The sequence below is a fragment of the Pseudomonas svalbardensis genome, from assembly GCF_030053115.1.
Classification (GTDB): Bacteria; Pseudomonadota; Gammaproteobacteria; order Pseudomonadales; family Pseudomonadaceae; genus Aquipseudomonas; species Aquipseudomonas svalbardensis.
On record NZ_CP125619.1, the window covers coordinates 1,662,317 to 1,678,417 of the forward strand.

The following is a 16,101-nucleotide window of genomic DNA, read 5'->3' on the forward strand; positions in this document are numbered from 1 at the left end:
CCGCCAATTTCGCGTGCACAGACCATGGACGGTTTGGACATCGCGCTTCATTTCCTCTTTGCTTAAGGATAAGCGTATGTTCGGTTCGGCCAATACGGCGCAATTCGCGCTGCACATCCCCGCAGTTCGCAACGATTTCAAAGTCCTTGCCTTTGACGGTGTCGAGGCCATCAGCGCCTTGTATGCGATCCAGGTTGAACTGGTCAGCGAAAATCCTGATTTCGATCTGGAGAGTCTGCTCAGCCAGCCTGCATTTCTCCAGTTCGGTCATAACGGCGAAGGCCTTCATGGCCGGATCGAAGACGTATTCGTCGGTGAGGCTGGTAAACGGCTGACCCGTTATCACCTGACCCTGGTGCCGGCGCTGCACTACTTGCAGTTCAGCCACAATCAGCGGATTTTCCAGAACCTGACGGTGCCGCAAATCATCGCTCAGGTGCTCAAAGGCCACGGCATTCAGGCCGATGCGTTTACCTTCCATGTCAGCACCAGCCCCGAGCGCGAATACTGCACGCAGTATGGGGAAAATGACTTCGAGGTAGTCCAGCGCCTGTGCGCCGAGGACGGCATCGCCTGGCATCACCAGCATTCGCCCGACGGTCATCTGCTGGTGTTCACCGATGACCAGACCTGGTTCCCCAAACTGGGCGAAACCCCTTATCAACAAGACTCCGGCATGGTGGCAGAGCACCCGGTGGTCAGCCAGTTTTCCATGCGTTTCAGCACTCGCACCAGTACGGTCACGCGCCGGGACTATGACTTGAAACGGCCGAGTCTGTTGCTGGAAAGTCGCTTCACCGCCGAGTTCAGCCCAGAGCTGGAAGATTATCGTTACCCGGTGTTCATCGAGAACGAAAAACGCGGCAAGCAGCTCGCCCGCCAGGCCCTGGAGCGCCACCGCACCGATTACCAGTTGGCCGAGGGCAACAGCGATCAGCCGTGCCTACGCAGTGGTCACTTGTTTGAACTGACCGAACACCCACGCAAAACCTGCAACGATTTGTGGTTGGTGCTTAGTGTGACGCACGCTGGCAAGCAACCTCAGTCACTGGAAGAGGCCATCACCAGCGACGTCAAACCCGAAGACGGCTTTACCCAAGGCTATCGCAACAGTTTTCGCGCCATTCCGTGGGACGTGCTCTACCGTCCGCCGATGCGTTTACGCAACACCGTGCTGGTCAGCCAGACCACCCGCGTCACCGGGCCGGTCGGCGAGGAGATCTATTGCGACGAGTTTGGCCGTGTGAAGGTCGAATTTCCTTGGTGCAGGGCCGAACTCAACAGCGAAAAAAGCAGCTGCTGGCTGCGGGTTTCCTCCAGTTGGGCGGGAGAAAACTTTGGGGCGGTGACCATCCCGCGCATCGGCATGGAAGTGGTGGTGACCTACCTCGAAGGCGACCCCGACCAACCGTTGATCACCGGGTGTGTGGCCAACACCGTCACCTCAGTGCCGTATTCATTGCCCGAGCACAAAACCAAAACCGTCTTGCGCAGCCACAGCTCCCCGCACACCGGCGGTTTCAACGAGCTGTCGCTTGAAGACCGTGCCGGGCAGGAGCAAATCTATCTGCGCGCCCAACGCGACCTCGAACAGCTGATTCTCAACGACAGCGACACCAAGATCGGTAACGACCGCCGCGAGCAGATCACTCGCGACAGCCACAGCCTGATCAGTAACGACCGTTTTGAGCAAGTCGACAACCACAGTGCCAGCCTGATCAAGGGCGATGAGTTGCACACCACCCAAGGCGTGCGCAACACGGTGATCGGCGGCAACGAACTGATCACCATCGCCGGCAATAGCAGCTCGACGGCAGGCGGCACGCTGGTGATTCAGGCCGGTTCGCAAGCCCACGTCACCGCTGCCAACGTGGTGATTGATGCGGGGATGAGCCTGACGCTTAAGGCTGGCGGTCACCACATCGTGATCAACGCCGGCGGGATTTTCAGCAGCGTCGCCATTGTCGAGGGTGGGGCGCCGTTGGCCGGGATAGCTCCGGAGGCTGCTCGCTCATTGATCCCCGTGGCGCCACAGGCCTTGATTGCGCCATCCCTGGCCGCGCAAAAACTGGCATTGACTCAGGCCGCACAACAGGCCGCGCCGATCTGCGCCGTGTGTCAAAAACTGGCGGAGATATCGGCATGAGTCAGGCTTACCTGCTGCTGGATCGCGCCCAGATTGAGCATCTGCCTGAGCGTCTGTTTGAGCTGGGGAGTACAACGTTTCAATCGCTCTATCAGACAACCGTCTATAGCCCATTGGAGGAAGCCGGGCCGGTACTGGTGCCTGTTTCCCCTAATAGCCCGTTGGCTCAGACCTTTTTTCGGGACTGGAGCGCGACGTGTGGCCTCTGGCTGGAGTCAGAGGCACAAGAAACGGCCGTGCTTGAGCATTTACGTAGCCTGATTCACGTTCGTGTCGAAGGGGATGTCACGGTCTTGTTCCGTTACCACGACCCTCGTATTGCGACTTTGTGGCTAGCGCCGTTGGCTGCTGGCGAGCGTGGTCGCTTGATGGGGCCTATACGACTGATCCGGCTCCCGGAATTGGATATCCATCAAGAAAACCCGGATCAACCCGCGGCACCGTATGCGCATGAGCCTTGGTTGTTCCTGTCTGCAGAGCAACTGGAGCACTTGGGCACCGCCCAACGACAACGCTTCGCCCAACGGTTGATCGAACACTGCCAGCAGTACTTTTCCGAATACCTGCAAGGACTGGACGCCTTTGCGCTGCAACAGTGGGCCTCTCACTGCCAGCACACTGCCGGGCGTCATGGTTACAGCGCCATCGATGAAGTCCTGCTCTGGGCTCGCTTCCACGCGGTGCTGGGTACTGACTTTCCCGATGCACCGGGTCACGCCACTTACCGAAACATGTTGGCCGAGCCCGGTGTAATGCCCGAGCAACGGCTGGATAACCTGAATGCCGAACTGACGCGTCAGCAGCTCATTGGCAAGGAGTCCGGCGTATGAGCGCAGAAAAACTGGCGATGATTGACCGAGCTGCTCAGGCCGAGCGCGCGGCCAAGGCTCAGCCTCATGTCGACATCAACAGCCCGATGGCGCCGTGCCCAGCCAGCCAATCCGAGCTGTTCGTGGTCCCCGTGCGCTATGCCTTGGCTGAAGAAAAGGCCGACAGTCCTTGCTGCATTCCCGGCGTGACCACACAAAGTCATCCCATGGCGGCGCGTCGCTTGCGGGGCGGATTTGTTTATCTGTGGCAGGACAAAGGCCCGCTTAAACGTTTTGCCGTCTCGCCGAGTGGTCTGCTCAAAGAGCAAGCGCTGGACGCCGATGCGACCCCGGTGCTCGACGGCACACTGACGGGCCTGGCCCTGGAAAAAATCCACGACGCGTGGATGCTCTACAGCGAGTTCCCATTGAACCCCGAGCACTGCCAATTGCTAAGCGACAGCAGCGTCAAACGTCGTGCGCACATGCGCCATGTGGCCTTGCGCACCGTGGCCAACGAACTACAAGCCGAGCATTGTCCGCCGCTGGAAAAAGCCGTTGAGGTCATGGCCGAGCTCCTGCCCAATACTTTCGCCCGGTCCATGAAAGTGGACCAGTCAAGAGGTGCCGAGGACACCGACGCGCTGGGCGCAACGCTATTGAGCGACCCGACCCCGTTCAACAACAAGGCCTACACCGATGCCATGCGCCGCGCGCGTGAGCGCAAGAAAACCATCGCTCAACACCCCGAGGCCAGCGATCAACCACCGGGCGAATGGAGCGCCGAGCCGTGGGACGGTCAGGGCACTCAGGATTGGCTGGACAGCGCCAAGGCAGAAGCCAAGGGCCTTTATTCCTTTTTTGCCTGCCTCGATGATGATCTGGGTGTGCTGCGTGACATCAACCACGAGCAGGAATGGGTCGAGGCGCGTCACGAAAAGTGGCTGGGGGATAACAATCTGCGCCTGAGCATCGGCGGGTTTGTACGCAGCCTGATCACTGAAGATGGCGCCGAACTGGCCGGGTCCATCAGCTACCGCTACAAGGCCCGCGAAATCACCCTCACGCCCGAACAGGGCCAAGTCATGCTCGACACCCAGCATCGGCTGGATGAGGAACTCAAGGCTGAAACCCAGGCCCGTCAATACGGCGGTCAGCCCACTCATGCCGAAGCCGCCGCCCGCGATGCGCGTATCGCGGCCATCGTCGCTCCGGTACGGGCCTTTATTCCGGCGGACTTGTACAACGAAGTGGAATTCGTCGTCCGCGAATACCGCGTCGAAAAAAATGCCAACCTCAACAACCATCACTTCAGTGCCAAGGTCGGCGAATACATCGACCTCGAGGCGATGAATACCTGGTTCGCGCAGACGGCAGCGACGCACTACCAGCAGATCGAACAGCGTCACACCGCGTTGTTTGCCGACCGGGGCATGTACCTCAACCGTTCCGTCAGCGGCACCTGGTTTGTCGACTACTCCGACCTGGAGACTCGCCACTGGCTGACCGAACTGGCCACCGGCTGCCTGACCGCCCAATGCCTGCGCGCCCAGGGCGCCGAGCAATACGCCGACTACGTGCGCGCCGCGGATGATGGTGCCCTGAAACAACTGTTCAACGCCTGGACGCCCTCGATCGATGCGGCCGTTAACAACACCTCTCGCCTGGGCGAGCTGATGGCCGCACTGGCCTCCGACAACATCAGCGCCACTCATCAGGTATTGGCGCCGTTGAGCGCAGCGGTTCTGGAAGACATCGCGGCCATGGCCCGAGACGCGAGCAGCCAATGGAGTGTATTGGTCAACCGGCTGGCGGCTGCGTTGTTGTTGCTCAAGGGTGACGGCGCCTTCAGCCGCTCATGGATGGGCGTCTTTGTCGCCGCGCGCCTGGGCAGCGACACGCGTTTGCAGTTCGTCACCGAGGCCGGCCGGCAGGTGTGGAAGTTGTTGGGGCAGCAGGCCGAAGCACTGGGCGACTGGGCGACGGCGACGGGGAAGGCCATTGGTGCGGGGCGTGTGGGACGGATTGTTAATTCGCCTGTTGTGGCCAACAGCGGCGGGGTGGTGCCGTTGGCGGCGTTGTTGTTGAACGTGCTGAATGCGCATAACTATTTGAGAGAGGCCGGGGTGTTGGAGGGGATGGACAGCCGGCGGGTGAATGACGCGGCTTCGGCGACGTTGTATGCGGCGGCGGCGTTGGTGGCGGTGGTTGATAGCCAGGTGCGGAAGGGGATCGGGAAGGATCGGTTCTTTATTCGCTCATCAGCCGCGCCAACACTTACGCTGTTTGGTGGGGTGATTGGTGGATTTTCATTTGCCGCCGCAGTGAACGAATACAGATCTCTGCAAACTCAGCTAGAGCGAGCACATACTCATATCGATCCGTGGCTGGAGATGCGTCAGAACGTGGTCGCTGGGCAGGTCGGTGCTTTTGGTGCTCAGGCACTGTTGGGGATGGCCCAAACCGGCAGAGCCTTGGCGGGATTAGTCGAAGTCGAAGTCGCCATCTTGCGTTACACGCTGTACATGGGGCCGTTGAACTGGATTATTGCCGTGCTGGGTGTGCTGTACCTGACTGCCTGGTTTTTTGAGCGGACGCCGCTGCAAAACTTCCTGAGCTTCTGCTGCTGGTCAAAATCACGAGCTATTGATCTGGAACCTATCTCGCCCAAAGCCCAACAGGACGAGCTCGACCGGCTGTACCTCATTCTTTATACGCCTCGGGTCAGCATGCAAAGCAGCTCGGAGTCGACCGCTGATCATGGCCCTTCCGGCCTCGCTTTCGTCAGTTCCATCAATGCCCTGACCATCGACTTGCCAGGTGCCGAGCCCGGCAGTGTCTACCTGGAACTAAGCATGGTCGGTGACCCGGAGGATACCCAAGGCTACCGCCATCTGATCAAAAACAGCCCGACCAGTAACTTCAAGCCACCTCGTCCTTGGCGAGATATGACACCTCATTGGCTGTCCAGCAGCGTCTGTCAGTGGATACCGTTTAAGGAAGGTCAGGGCTTACGCTTGAGCGGCCCCTTCAAAGAGCTGGAAAACGTATTGAGGACAAAACCCAGCACTGTTTCGCTACGTTTACGATATCGCACGCCATTGACCGCGATACTCGGCGCCCGCACTTTTATCGGCGGCGAGCGAGGGCTTGCCTTTACCCTGAATGACACCACTGGCGTGATAGAACTGCGGGCCGACCCGACGCCCCAACTGGATCGTGTGCCCAATTACCCGCTCGGTGAGGACCACCCCGGCGCTATGTACCTGCAACCCAAGGACAAACGATGAGCACGCCACCGGCAGGCACCACGAAAAAACGGACGTTTTCGCGCAATGACTATCTGGCGCCGTTGCCCATCCCCACGGGTAGAAAACCCTCAGATGTGCTCAACACCATCTGGCGCAAGAACGAGGTATTTCTCGATATTGGTAGCTACAGCATTGGTTCTGCGGTGATGGTTCTGTGGCCGATGGTATTGCTGTTTGCGCTTTTGAACTACATCACTCCCGATCCTCTGATATGGGGCGGAGGGCTAATCATCGTGGGCATCCCTATTTCGCTTGTGGTCTATGGCCTATTCCGCGAAGTGCCCTTTCCCGTGCGCTTCAACCGCCAACGCCGAGAAGTCTGTGTCCCCCGTGGTGATGGTGAGTACTGGATCGTCCCATGGGAAAGCGTGACAGCCGCCGCCACCCAGCACTCGTCAGTCAGTCAGGCTGGTAAAGCCACGATGGGTTTACTGATCATTGGTTTTGAAAACCCAGACCCGCTAGCAAAGGACGACAACAAGAATTTCTCCCTAGGCTTCAACTGTGGGGGCGGGACCACGGCCATGGCCTTGTGGGAGTGCATGCGCAGTTACATGGAGATTGGTCCGGAGGCTGTTGAGGATCAGACGGCACGTTTCGACAGGACTAAAGGGATATGGGCGACCTATCTGGACGATCTTGTAAGAGCCGCAAAATTGAGAGGCTGGCCTTTAACCATCTTGTGGGAAGGTTTCTGCGGGATTTTCATTTTCAACACGCTGCTGATAGACGTGCTTGAACGCTGGAAACTGAATCCGCCACCCGATTTGCCCTATCCCGACATCATCGAGTGGTCAAAACCCTTGCCTCCCGAGCAGTGGGTTAAACGCTCCCCGGAACTTGAAGCAGCCATAGTCAAGCGCAACGCTGAACTGGCCGCGCAGGCGGAACAAGCGTTGCTTATGGAGCAGTCTTAGAAACTGTGATGTCTCAAATTCCCTCACTACCCATCCCCGGACACGGCGAACTACCGGACTACGACGTATGCCTCCCGGCGCACCTGCGCCCCGACGCCGATCGTTTAATCCGTTATCTGCACGAATTGCCGTATCGGCGAGTGAAGTACTGCCCCTGGTGTGGCAATACCAACGTGACCCTCCATAACAATCGCGGCCGACAACGGCTCCCGCGTTACTACTGCGGTTCCTGTCGCAAGAGCTGCAATAGTTTGAGCGATTCACCCTTTGCGAACATGCATCGGATGGAATTGTGGTCAACGTTTGCGGTGTACCTGCTGGCCGGTTGGTCCAGCGTTCAGATAGCGTCTCGCTTGGAAGTGACTCCAAAGGTCTACTTCAACTGGGGGCAGGCGGTCGGGGAGGTGATGGCTGAGGAGTGTCCGGAGTTGCATCAGTGGTGGACGACACGCCATTACCGGGAAAACCTGCAACCACCCGAGCACATCGCGGAGCAACAGCAAGCGGTCGTCACCTGGATCGAGACGACGCTCAATGCACAGCACGCGACATGCCACAGGTGTGGGGGAGCGCGGACCTATCGAATTAAAGGCATACGCCCGAAATTCAAGTGCGATACCTGCGTGACCTGCTTCTCCATTCTGTCCGGGACACCGCTGGTCGGGATGATTCGACCCGAGCTCTGGGTCGATTTCGTGAAAGGGGTGATGGATGGCCAGAGCATCCAGGACCTTAAACGACGCTCAGGGTTGGGCATCGGCGGCAGTACACGCTGGCGTGAGCAGTTTTTGTTGTTGATCGAAGCGTTGGGGCACCCTGAACTGTTGGGATGGATCACCTGGATGCGCAGTCGTCGGCACAATGAAGTGGCCAGCTTTGTGCGCCAGGGTGGTTATCTGGACAATGCGACACGCTCCGTCTATCCGCAAGGGACGCGAAAGGGCAGGTTTGTTTCGCAAAAATAGGCGCTACGAAAGCAGCGATTTTTTGATGTTTTGCATGTCCGTAATACGTGTAGGACGGCTCCCATAGTGGCGAGGGAGCTTGCTCCCGCCGGGTGGCGACGCAGCCCCAAACCCTGCCACGCTTTCCTACTCCCTGTAGCCGCTGGCGAAGCCTGCGTTCGGCTGCACAGCAGCCGTAAATCCAGTGTGCAGGGTTCATCTGACACACCGCGACTTCTGATTTTGCGACTGCTACGCAGCCGAACGCAGGCTTCGCCAGCTGCTACAAAAAACGAGCAACCGTCCTACATCCCCGGTTGCAGCCGCCAAAGTCGACGCTTATAGTTCGCCCCGTTGCCGGCAACAGTCGGCGATAGGGTTTCGCAGCCCTACAACACAGGCAGCAACCAGCACCATAATAAGCAACGACGGTCGCATCAGCGCCCGGAATCCGTTCTTTCTATGGTGGCTGTGTGTGGGAGACCTCCGGGTCTGCCGGGCTCCTGTGCCTCGGTCTGCGAACCCGCACACAGCTACCACCCATTCGTTTCGCAGCGAACGGTAGTAGCTCTTCTTTTATGTACAGGAAGATTTACTTATGCCAATGAATAACCCGCCACGCCGCTTCACCCCCATGTCCCAATTCGCAACCGACTACCCCGTCCTGCTCATCGACAGCGACGCCCCGCTACGCGAACTCCACAATTGCGTCAGCGAACGCCTCAACGCCGTCCTCAAATATCTGAATCTCATGGCCTGCACCAGCCTGCCGGACTACGCCGAGAACGACATCAACACCGTCACCAACATCGCCCGGATCATGATCCAGGATGTGAACGATGTGTTTCGGGTGATTGAGCAGCGCGGGTTTGATACGCCCAAGTAACAGTGATTGATTTTTAGGCAATAAAAACCCGCATTTCTGCGGGTTTTCTATTTGGCCAGCACATGCTCGCGATGACATTATCCGCAGCACTGCACCACTACCGGGCAGCTACTTCTAATGGCTTCACCACCGCCGTCTTCAACACCAACCACAACGCCGCCGCAATCAACACCCCGCCATAGATGTGCGCCATCGACAACGGCTCATCCAGCAACAACGCCCCCCACAACACCCCGAACGGCGGAATCAGAAAGGTCGTGGTCATCGACTTCACCGGCCCGACCGAACTGAGCAACCGGAAGTAAATAATGTACGCAAGCGCCGTACACACCAGTCCCAAACCCAGCAGCGACAACCAGACACTCCAGCCGCCCCAGCTCTCCGGTGGCTGGCTGATCACGCTGTAACCGAACAGCGGCAGCAAAAACAACGTCGCGCCGAGCATGCTGCCCACCGCCGATAGACGACTGTCGAGACCACCGGCCTGATCAAGCCAGCGGCGCGCGAGGAACCCGGCGAAACCGTAGCAGGTCGTGGCGAGCAGGCAGGCGAGGGCGCCCATCAGCAGTTCCATGTCGAACGCCACCGGACCGGCTCGGGTCAGGATGCCCACGCCCAACAGCCCGAGGAACACACCGCCAAGTTTGGCGGCGGTAAGCCTTTCATGGAAGAACAGACCGCCGATCAGCACGCCCATCAATGGCGTGGTGGCGTTGAAAATCGCCGAATAGCCGGCCGGCAGCACTTGCGCGGCCACCGAATAGAGGGTCGCCGGAATCCCGGAGTTGATCACCCCTAGCAGCATCACGGTTTTGAGTTTGCCTTTGAAATCCCAACTGATGCGCATCAGCCCGAGAATCACCAACAGACCGACCGCGGCAATCGACACGCGGAAAAAAGCAGTGGGGATTGTGCCAATCACCGGGGCGATGATGCGCATGAACAGAAAGCTCGCGCCCCAAATGGCGGCAAGCGACAACAAACGCAGAGTATCGACGGGGTTCACAGCGCTTTCCTTCCTTGATTGGCGCGCAAGTGTCGCGCCAGTCAGGACGCAAGGCAATGGTTGCGTTGCGTAACAAAGGGCCACTAAGCTCAGGCCCCAACGATAAGAATCAGCCGCCGAGGTTTTACCTATGCCGCAGCAATGGCCAGCCGCCGACATCGCCCGAATGATCCTCGATGGCTTTGACGATTATCGCGAGCATTTCCGCCAGATCACCGACGGCGCCCGGGCCCGCTTCGAGCAGGCCAAGTGGCAGGAGACGCAATCGGCGTCGGCCGCGCGGATCAATCTCTACGAAGAAAAAGTCAGCGAAACGGTGGGGCGGCTACACATCGCTTTCGACGACGACACGCTGGATGTCAGCTGCTGGCCGCTGGTCAAAAGCGCTTACATCACGCTCATCGACCTGCGCTTCGACGATGAACTGTCCGAAACCTGGTACAACTCGATCTTCTGCGGGCTGTTCAGCCACGACCTGATCAGCGACGGCTGCATGTTCATCCACACCACCCGGCCGAGCCTGCGCCGGGCCCGCGCCGCACAAACCCGCACGTACAAGCCCCAGGGCCAGTTGTCCGGGATGCTGGCGAGCATTTTTGCCGACTACCGCTTCAGCGAGGATTACGCCAACCTGGCGGGCGACCTGTCTCGACTCGAAGGGCAATTGCGCGAGAACCTGCCGGACTGGGTCTGCAAGGATCCGGAGTTGAGCGTCGAACTGTTTTCCTCGGTGCTTTACCGCAACAAAGGCGCGTACCTGGTCGGGCGCATCTACACCCAGGACGAACAATGGCCGCTGGTGATTCCGCTGCTGCACCGCGAAGGTCGCGGGATTCAGATCGATGCGCTGATCACCGATGAAGCGGACGTGTCGATCATCTTCTCGTTCACCCGTTCGTATTTCATGGTCGACGTGCCGGTGCCGGCGGAGTTCATCGGTTTCCTCAAGCGCATTCTGCCGGGCAAGCACATCGCCGAGCTGTATACCTCGATCGGTTTCTACAAACACGGAAAATCCGAGTTCTACCGGGCGCTGATCAATCACCTGGCCAACACCGACGACCAGTTCATCATGGCCCCGGGCGTGCGTGGCATGGTGATGAGCGTGTTTACCCTGCCGGGCTTCAACACCGTATTCAAAATCATCAAGGATCGCTTCTCGCCGTCAAAGAACGTCGACCGCGCCACGGTGATCGAGAAGTACCGTTTGGTGAAAAGTGTCGACCGGGTGGGGCGTCTGGCCGACACCCAGGAATTCGCCGACTTCCGTTTCCCGTTGAGCAAGTTCGACCCGGCCTGTCTGGAAGAATTGCTCGAAGTGGCAGCATCCACCGTGTCGGTAGAGGGCGACACCGTGCTGATCCGCCACTGCTGGACCGAACGGCGGATGACGCCGTTGAACCTGTATCTGGAGAACGCCAACGACGCTCAGGTCCGCGAGGCACTGGAGGATTACGGCCTGGCGATCAAGCAACTGGCGGCGGCGAACATCTTCCCCGGCGACATGCTGCTGAAGAACTTCGGCGTTACCCGTCACGGGCGGGTGGTGTTTTATGACTATGACGAGATCTGCTTCTTGACCGAGGCCAACTTCCGGCACATCCCGCTACCGCGCACGCCGGAAGACGAGATGGCGTCGGAGCCTTGGTATTCGATCGGGCCGCTGGATGTGTTTCCTGAAGAGTTTCCGCCGTTTTTGTTTGCTGATTCGGGGCAAAGGAAGTTGTTTGATCAGTTGCATGGTGAGTTGTACAACGCCGATTACTGGAAAAGCCTTCAGGAAGCCATTCGCGCCGGGAAGGTGATTGATGTGTTCCCGTATCGGCGCAAGGGGTTGGATAACGAGTAGTTCTCTGCGATTGCTGCGCAATCGATCGCGAGCAGGCTCGCTCCCACCTTTGACCGTGGTGCCCCCGATTTTGTGGTCGCTATAGATCCAATGTGGGAGCGAGCCTGCTCGCGATCGGCCGCGCAGCGGTCGTAAAATCTGCGACAATCCGCCCCCTGCGCCACTAGACGACTTATTGCGTACCTGATGACTGACGAATCGCCTTCCATCGACAAACTGCTGAAAAACCTCGATCACGCCATGCTCGCCGACCGCCACCGGCTGCGGCGGCAGTTGCTTGAGCTGCGTAAAAAACCTGACGAGGCCAAGCTGGCCCAATGGGTAACGCGCATGCAGGCGTCCTGTGATCAGGTGCTGGCGCGGCGGGCCAGCCTGCCGGTTATTCGCTACGACGACAGCCTGCCGATCGCCGCCAAGCGCGACGAAATCAAAGCAGCGCTGCTCAAGCATCAGGTGCTGATCATTGCCGGTGAAACCGGTTCGGGTAAAACCACCCAGTTGCCGAAGATCTGCCTGGAAATCGGTCGCGGTCAGCATGGCCTGATCGGCCACACCCAGCCCCGTCGAATCGCCGCCCGCAGCGTGGCGAGCCGGGTCGCCGAAGAACTGGCGACGCCGTTGGGCGCGTTGGTCGGCTATCAGGTGCGGTTCGAAGATCAGAGCGATTCCAACACCCTGATCAAGCTGATGACCGACGGCATCCTGCTGGCGGAAACCCAGAACGACCGTTACCTCGAACGCTACGACACGATCATCGTCGACGAAGCCCACGAACGCAGCCTGAACATCGACTTCCTGCTCGGTTACCTGAAAACCCTGCTGCCGCGTCGTCCGGACCTGAAAGTCATCATCACCTCGGCGACCATCGACCTGGAGCGTTTCTCCAAGCATTTCGATGATGCGCCAATTGTCGAAGTCTCCGGCCGCACCTTCCCCGTGGAAACCTGGTATCGCCCGCTGACCCTGGAGCAGGACGAAGAGGGCAACCGCGTCGAGGATGACTTGACGGTGGATCAGGCGATTCTTGCCACCCTCGACGAAATCGCCGCGTTCGAACGCAGCGAGCGCAAGAGCCCCGGCGATGTGTTGGTGTTCCTGCCCGGCGAGCGTGAGATTCGCGACGCGGCGGACATGCTGCGCAAGGCCCAGCTCAAGCACACCGAGATTCTGCCGCTCTACGCGCGGCTGTCGCCGGCCGAACAGCAGCGGATTTTCCAGTCGCACCCAGGCCGTCGCGTGGTCCTGGCGACCAACGTCGCGGAAACCTCGCTGACCGTGCCGGGCATTCGTTACGTGATCGATAGCGGCACCGCGCGCATCAGCCGTTACAGCTACCGCGCCAAGGTCCAGCGCCTGCCCATCGAAGCCATTTCCCAGGCCAGCGCCAACCAACGTAAAGGTCGATGCGGACGGGTCGAACCGGGCATTTGCATCCGCCTCTACGGCGAAGAAGATTTCATCGGTCGCCCGGAATTTACCGACCCGGAAATCCTGCGCACGAACCTCGCCGCCGTAATCCTGCAGATGCTGCACCTGCGTCTCGGCGAGATCACCGATTTCCCGTTTATCGAGCCGCCGGATGGCAAAGCCATCAGCGACGGTTTCAACCTGCTGCAAGAACTCTCGGCGGTCGACCGCAACAGCCAGCTGACCCCGCTTGGCCGCCAATTGGCGCGGTTGCCGGTGGACCCGCGCATGGGCCGCATGTTGCTGGAAGCGGCGAAACTCGGCAGCTTGCAGGAAGTGCTGATTGTCGCCAGCGCCATGTCGATTCAGGACCCGCGCGAGCGTCCGCCAGAACGTCAGCAAGCGGCGGATCAGGCGCATGCTCAGTGGAAGGATGTGGACTCGGACTTCGCCGGGCTGGTCAATCTGTGGCGTGGTTTCGAAGAACAGCGCCAGGCGTTGACCGCCAGCCCGCTGCGTAATTGGTGCCGCAAGAACTTCCTGAATTACCTGCGTCTGCGCGAATGGCGCGACTCCCATCGGCAGTTGAGCCTGATCTGCCGCGACATGCAGTTGAGCCTCAATAAAGAGCCGGCGGATTACCCGAAACTGCACAAAGCCGTGCTCTCGGGGCTGCTCAGCCAGATCGGTCAGAAAACCGAAGACGGTGACTACCTCGGCGCCCGTCAGCGGCGTTTCTGGATTCACCCGTCATCGGGCCTCGGCAAGAAGCGTCCGCAATGGCTGATGGCCGCCGAACTGGTGGAAACCACCAAGCTCTACGCGCGCATGGTCGCCAAGATCGACGCCGACTGGATCGAACCCTTGGCCGGGCACCTGATCAAGAAAAACCACTTCGAACCCCATTGGGAGAAGAAGCGCGGTCAAGTCGTGGCGTTCGAGCAAATCACCTTGTTCGGGCTGATCGTGGTCGGTCGCCGGCCGGTGCATTACGGGCCGATCGACCCGGTGGTGTCTCGTGAATTGTTCATTCGTGAAGGCCTGGTACGCGGCGAGATTCAGTCCAAGGCCAAGTGCCTGACGGCCAATGCGCAACTGCTGGAACAGCTCGACGAACTGGAAGCCAAGGCTCGCCGTCGCGACATTCTGGCGGACGAAGAAACCCTGTTCGCCTTCTACGATGCGCGACTGCCGGCGGAGATCCACCAGACCGCGACCTTCGACAGCTGGTATCGGGTCAACAGCCAGAAAGACCCGCAGCTGCTGATCATGCGCGAAGAAGACGTGCTGGCCCGGGAGGCGAGTGAAGTCACCGCGCTGCATTACCCGGACACCTTGCACATCGGTGATCTGGAGTTGGCGCTGAGCTACCACTTCGAACCTAACCACCCGCGTGACGGCGTGACCCTGCGTGTGCCGGCGCCGTTGTTGCCGATGCTGCCGCCGGAACGTCTGGAGTGGCTGGTTCCCGGCGTGATCGAGGCCAAGTGCATCGCGCTGGTACGCAACCTGCCCAAAGCCCTGCGCAAGAATTTCGTACCGGTGCCGGACTTCGTCAAAGCCGCATTGCAACGCATGACCTTCGCCGAGGGCTCGTTGCCTCAAGCGTTGGGCCGTGAACTGTTGCGCATGACCGGTGCGCGGGTCAGCGATGAAGCCTGGGCGGAAGCGTCGCAGCAGGTCGACAGTCATTTGCGGATGAACCTGGAAATCGTCGACGGCCAGGGCAAGTTCCTTGGCGAAGGGCGTGATCTGGCGGAACTGACCGCACGCTTTACCGAAGCCAGTCAGGCCGCGTTGGCTGTGCCGCAAACAGCGAAAAACCAGCAACCTGTGGAGCCGAAAGTGTTTGCCGCCGTCGCCGAGAAAACCCAGCAGAAGATCGCCGGGCTGTCGATGACGGTGTATCCGGCGCTGGTGGAAGAGGGCGGCACGGTCAAGGAAGGACGTTTCTCGACGCCGGCCGAAGCCGAGTTTCAACATCGTCGGGCCTTGCAGCGTTTGCTGATGCAGCAACTGGCCGAACCTGCGAAGTTCCTGCGCAGCAAGTTGCCGGGGCTGACCGAATTGGGCCTGATGTACCGCGACATGGGGCGCATCGACAGTCTGGTCGAAGACATCCTGCTGGCCAGCCTCGACAGCTGCATTCTCGATGGCGAAGATCCGTTGCCTCGTGATGGCGCCGGGTTGGCCTCACTGGCCGAACGCAAGCGCGGCGGCTGGACCGAGCACGCCGAGCGCCTGGCCAAGCTGACGCTGGAAATCCTCAAGCTCTGGCACGGCCTGCAAAAACGCTTCAAGGGCAAGATCGACCTGGCGCAAGCCGTGGCCCTGAACGACATCAAGCAGCAGCTCAGTGATCTGGTGTATCCGGGCTTCGTCCGTGAAACCCCGATGCAGTGGCTCAAGGAGCTGCCGCGTTATCTGAAAGCGGTCGAGCAGCGCTTCGAGAAAATCGGCGCTCAGGTGCAGAGGGACCGGGTCTGGAGTGGCGAGTTATCTGGCCTGTGGACGCAATATCAAACGCGCGCCAACAAACATGCCCAAGAAGGCAAACGCGATCCGCAACTGGAGCTCTATCGCTGGTGGCTGGAGGAATACCGGGTTTCCCTGTTCGCCCAACAATTGGGGACCAAGGTGCCGATCTCCGACAAGCGCCTGAACAAGCAATGGACCCAAGTCGAACCGTAACCCCCTGTGGGAGCGGGCTTGCTCGCGAAGGGGCCGTCAGCTTCAACATCAATGTTGACTGATACACCGCTTTCGCGAGCAAGCCCGCTCCTACATTAGGTACGCGTTGCTCTCGCAAAAGGCGCCAAACCCCAA

9 protein-coding genes are annotated in these 16,101 nt (G+C 59.5%); 8 read left to right on the forward strand and 1 reads right to left on the reverse strand.

Translation table 11 applies throughout. The features are described from left to right. Positions 1-76 precede the first annotated feature (76 nt). The 6 genes from QFX16_RS07550 (at position 77) to QFX16_RS07575 (ending at position 9,013) form a co-directional block, all read left to right on the forward strand. Positions 77-2,146 carry a type VI secretion system Vgr family protein gene (locus tag QFX16_RS07550; RefSeq protein ID WP_283183435.1) on the forward strand — a complete coding sequence of 690 codons (2,070 nt, stop codon included), beginning with the start codon at positions 77-79 and terminating at the stop codon, positions 2,144-2,146. Further along, positions 2,143-2,976 carry a DUF4123 domain-containing protein gene (locus QFX16_RS07555; RefSeq protein ID WP_283183436.1) on the forward strand — a complete coding sequence of 278 codons (834 nt, stop codon included), beginning with the start codon at positions 2,143-2,145 and terminating at the stop codon, positions 2,974-2,976. Before QFX16_RS07550 ends, QFX16_RS07555 begins: the two co-directional genes overlap by 4 nt. Then, positions 2,973-6,245 (forward strand): toxin VasX, encoded by a 3,273-nt coding sequence (locus tag QFX16_RS07560; RefSeq protein WP_283183437.1) that lies wholly within the window; start codon positions 2,973-2,975, stop codon positions 6,243-6,245. The genes QFX16_RS07555 and QFX16_RS07560 overlap by 4 nt, the downstream gene beginning before the upstream one ends. After that, positions 6,242-7,183 carry a hypothetical protein gene (locus QFX16_RS07565; RefSeq protein ID WP_283183438.1) on the forward strand — a complete coding sequence of 314 codons (942 nt, stop codon included), beginning with the start codon at positions 6,242-6,244 and terminating at the stop codon, positions 7,181-7,183. The genes QFX16_RS07560 and QFX16_RS07565 overlap by 4 nt, the downstream gene beginning before the upstream one ends. Before the next feature lie 8 nt (positions 7,184-7,191). Next, positions 7,192-8,148, forward strand: coding sequence for a hypothetical protein (locus QFX16_RS07570; RefSeq protein WP_283183439.1), 957 nt, complete (start codon positions 7,192-7,194; stop codon positions 8,146-8,148). A gap of 577 nt (positions 8,149-8,725) precedes the next feature. Then, entirely contained in the window at positions 8,726-9,013 is a 288-nt protein-coding gene (locus QFX16_RS07575; RefSeq protein WP_283183440.1) for a fructose-bisphosphate aldolase, read from the forward strand. 97 nt (positions 9,014-9,110) lie between these two features. On the opposite strand, the gene QFX16_RS07580 is transcribed toward QFX16_RS07575, so the two are convergent. Then, positions 9,111-10,019 carry a DMT family transporter gene (locus tag QFX16_RS07580; protein ID WP_283183441.1) on the reverse strand — a complete coding sequence of 303 codons (909 nt, stop codon included), beginning with the start codon at positions 10,017-10,019 and terminating at the stop codon, positions 9,111-9,113. Between the two features lie 130 nt (positions 10,020-10,149). Here QFX16_RS07580 and aceK point away from each other — a divergent pair, with 130 nt between their 5' ends. Continuing rightward, complete coding sequence (aceK, locus tag QFX16_RS07585) at positions 10,150-11,868, forward strand: bifunctional isocitrate dehydrogenase kinase/phosphatase (RefSeq protein ID WP_283183442.1); 1,719 nt, start codon at positions 10,150-10,152, stop codon at positions 11,866-11,868. 186 nt (positions 11,869-12,054) lie between these two features. Further along, the gene (gene hrpA, locus QFX16_RS07590; RefSeq protein ID WP_283183443.1) at positions 12,055-15,966 is read left to right on the forward strand and encodes an ATP-dependent RNA helicase HrpA; all 3,912 of its coding nucleotides are present in this window, start codon (positions 12,055-12,057) and stop codon (positions 15,964-15,966) included. The last annotated feature ends 135 nt before the right edge of the window (positions 15,967-16,101 follow it).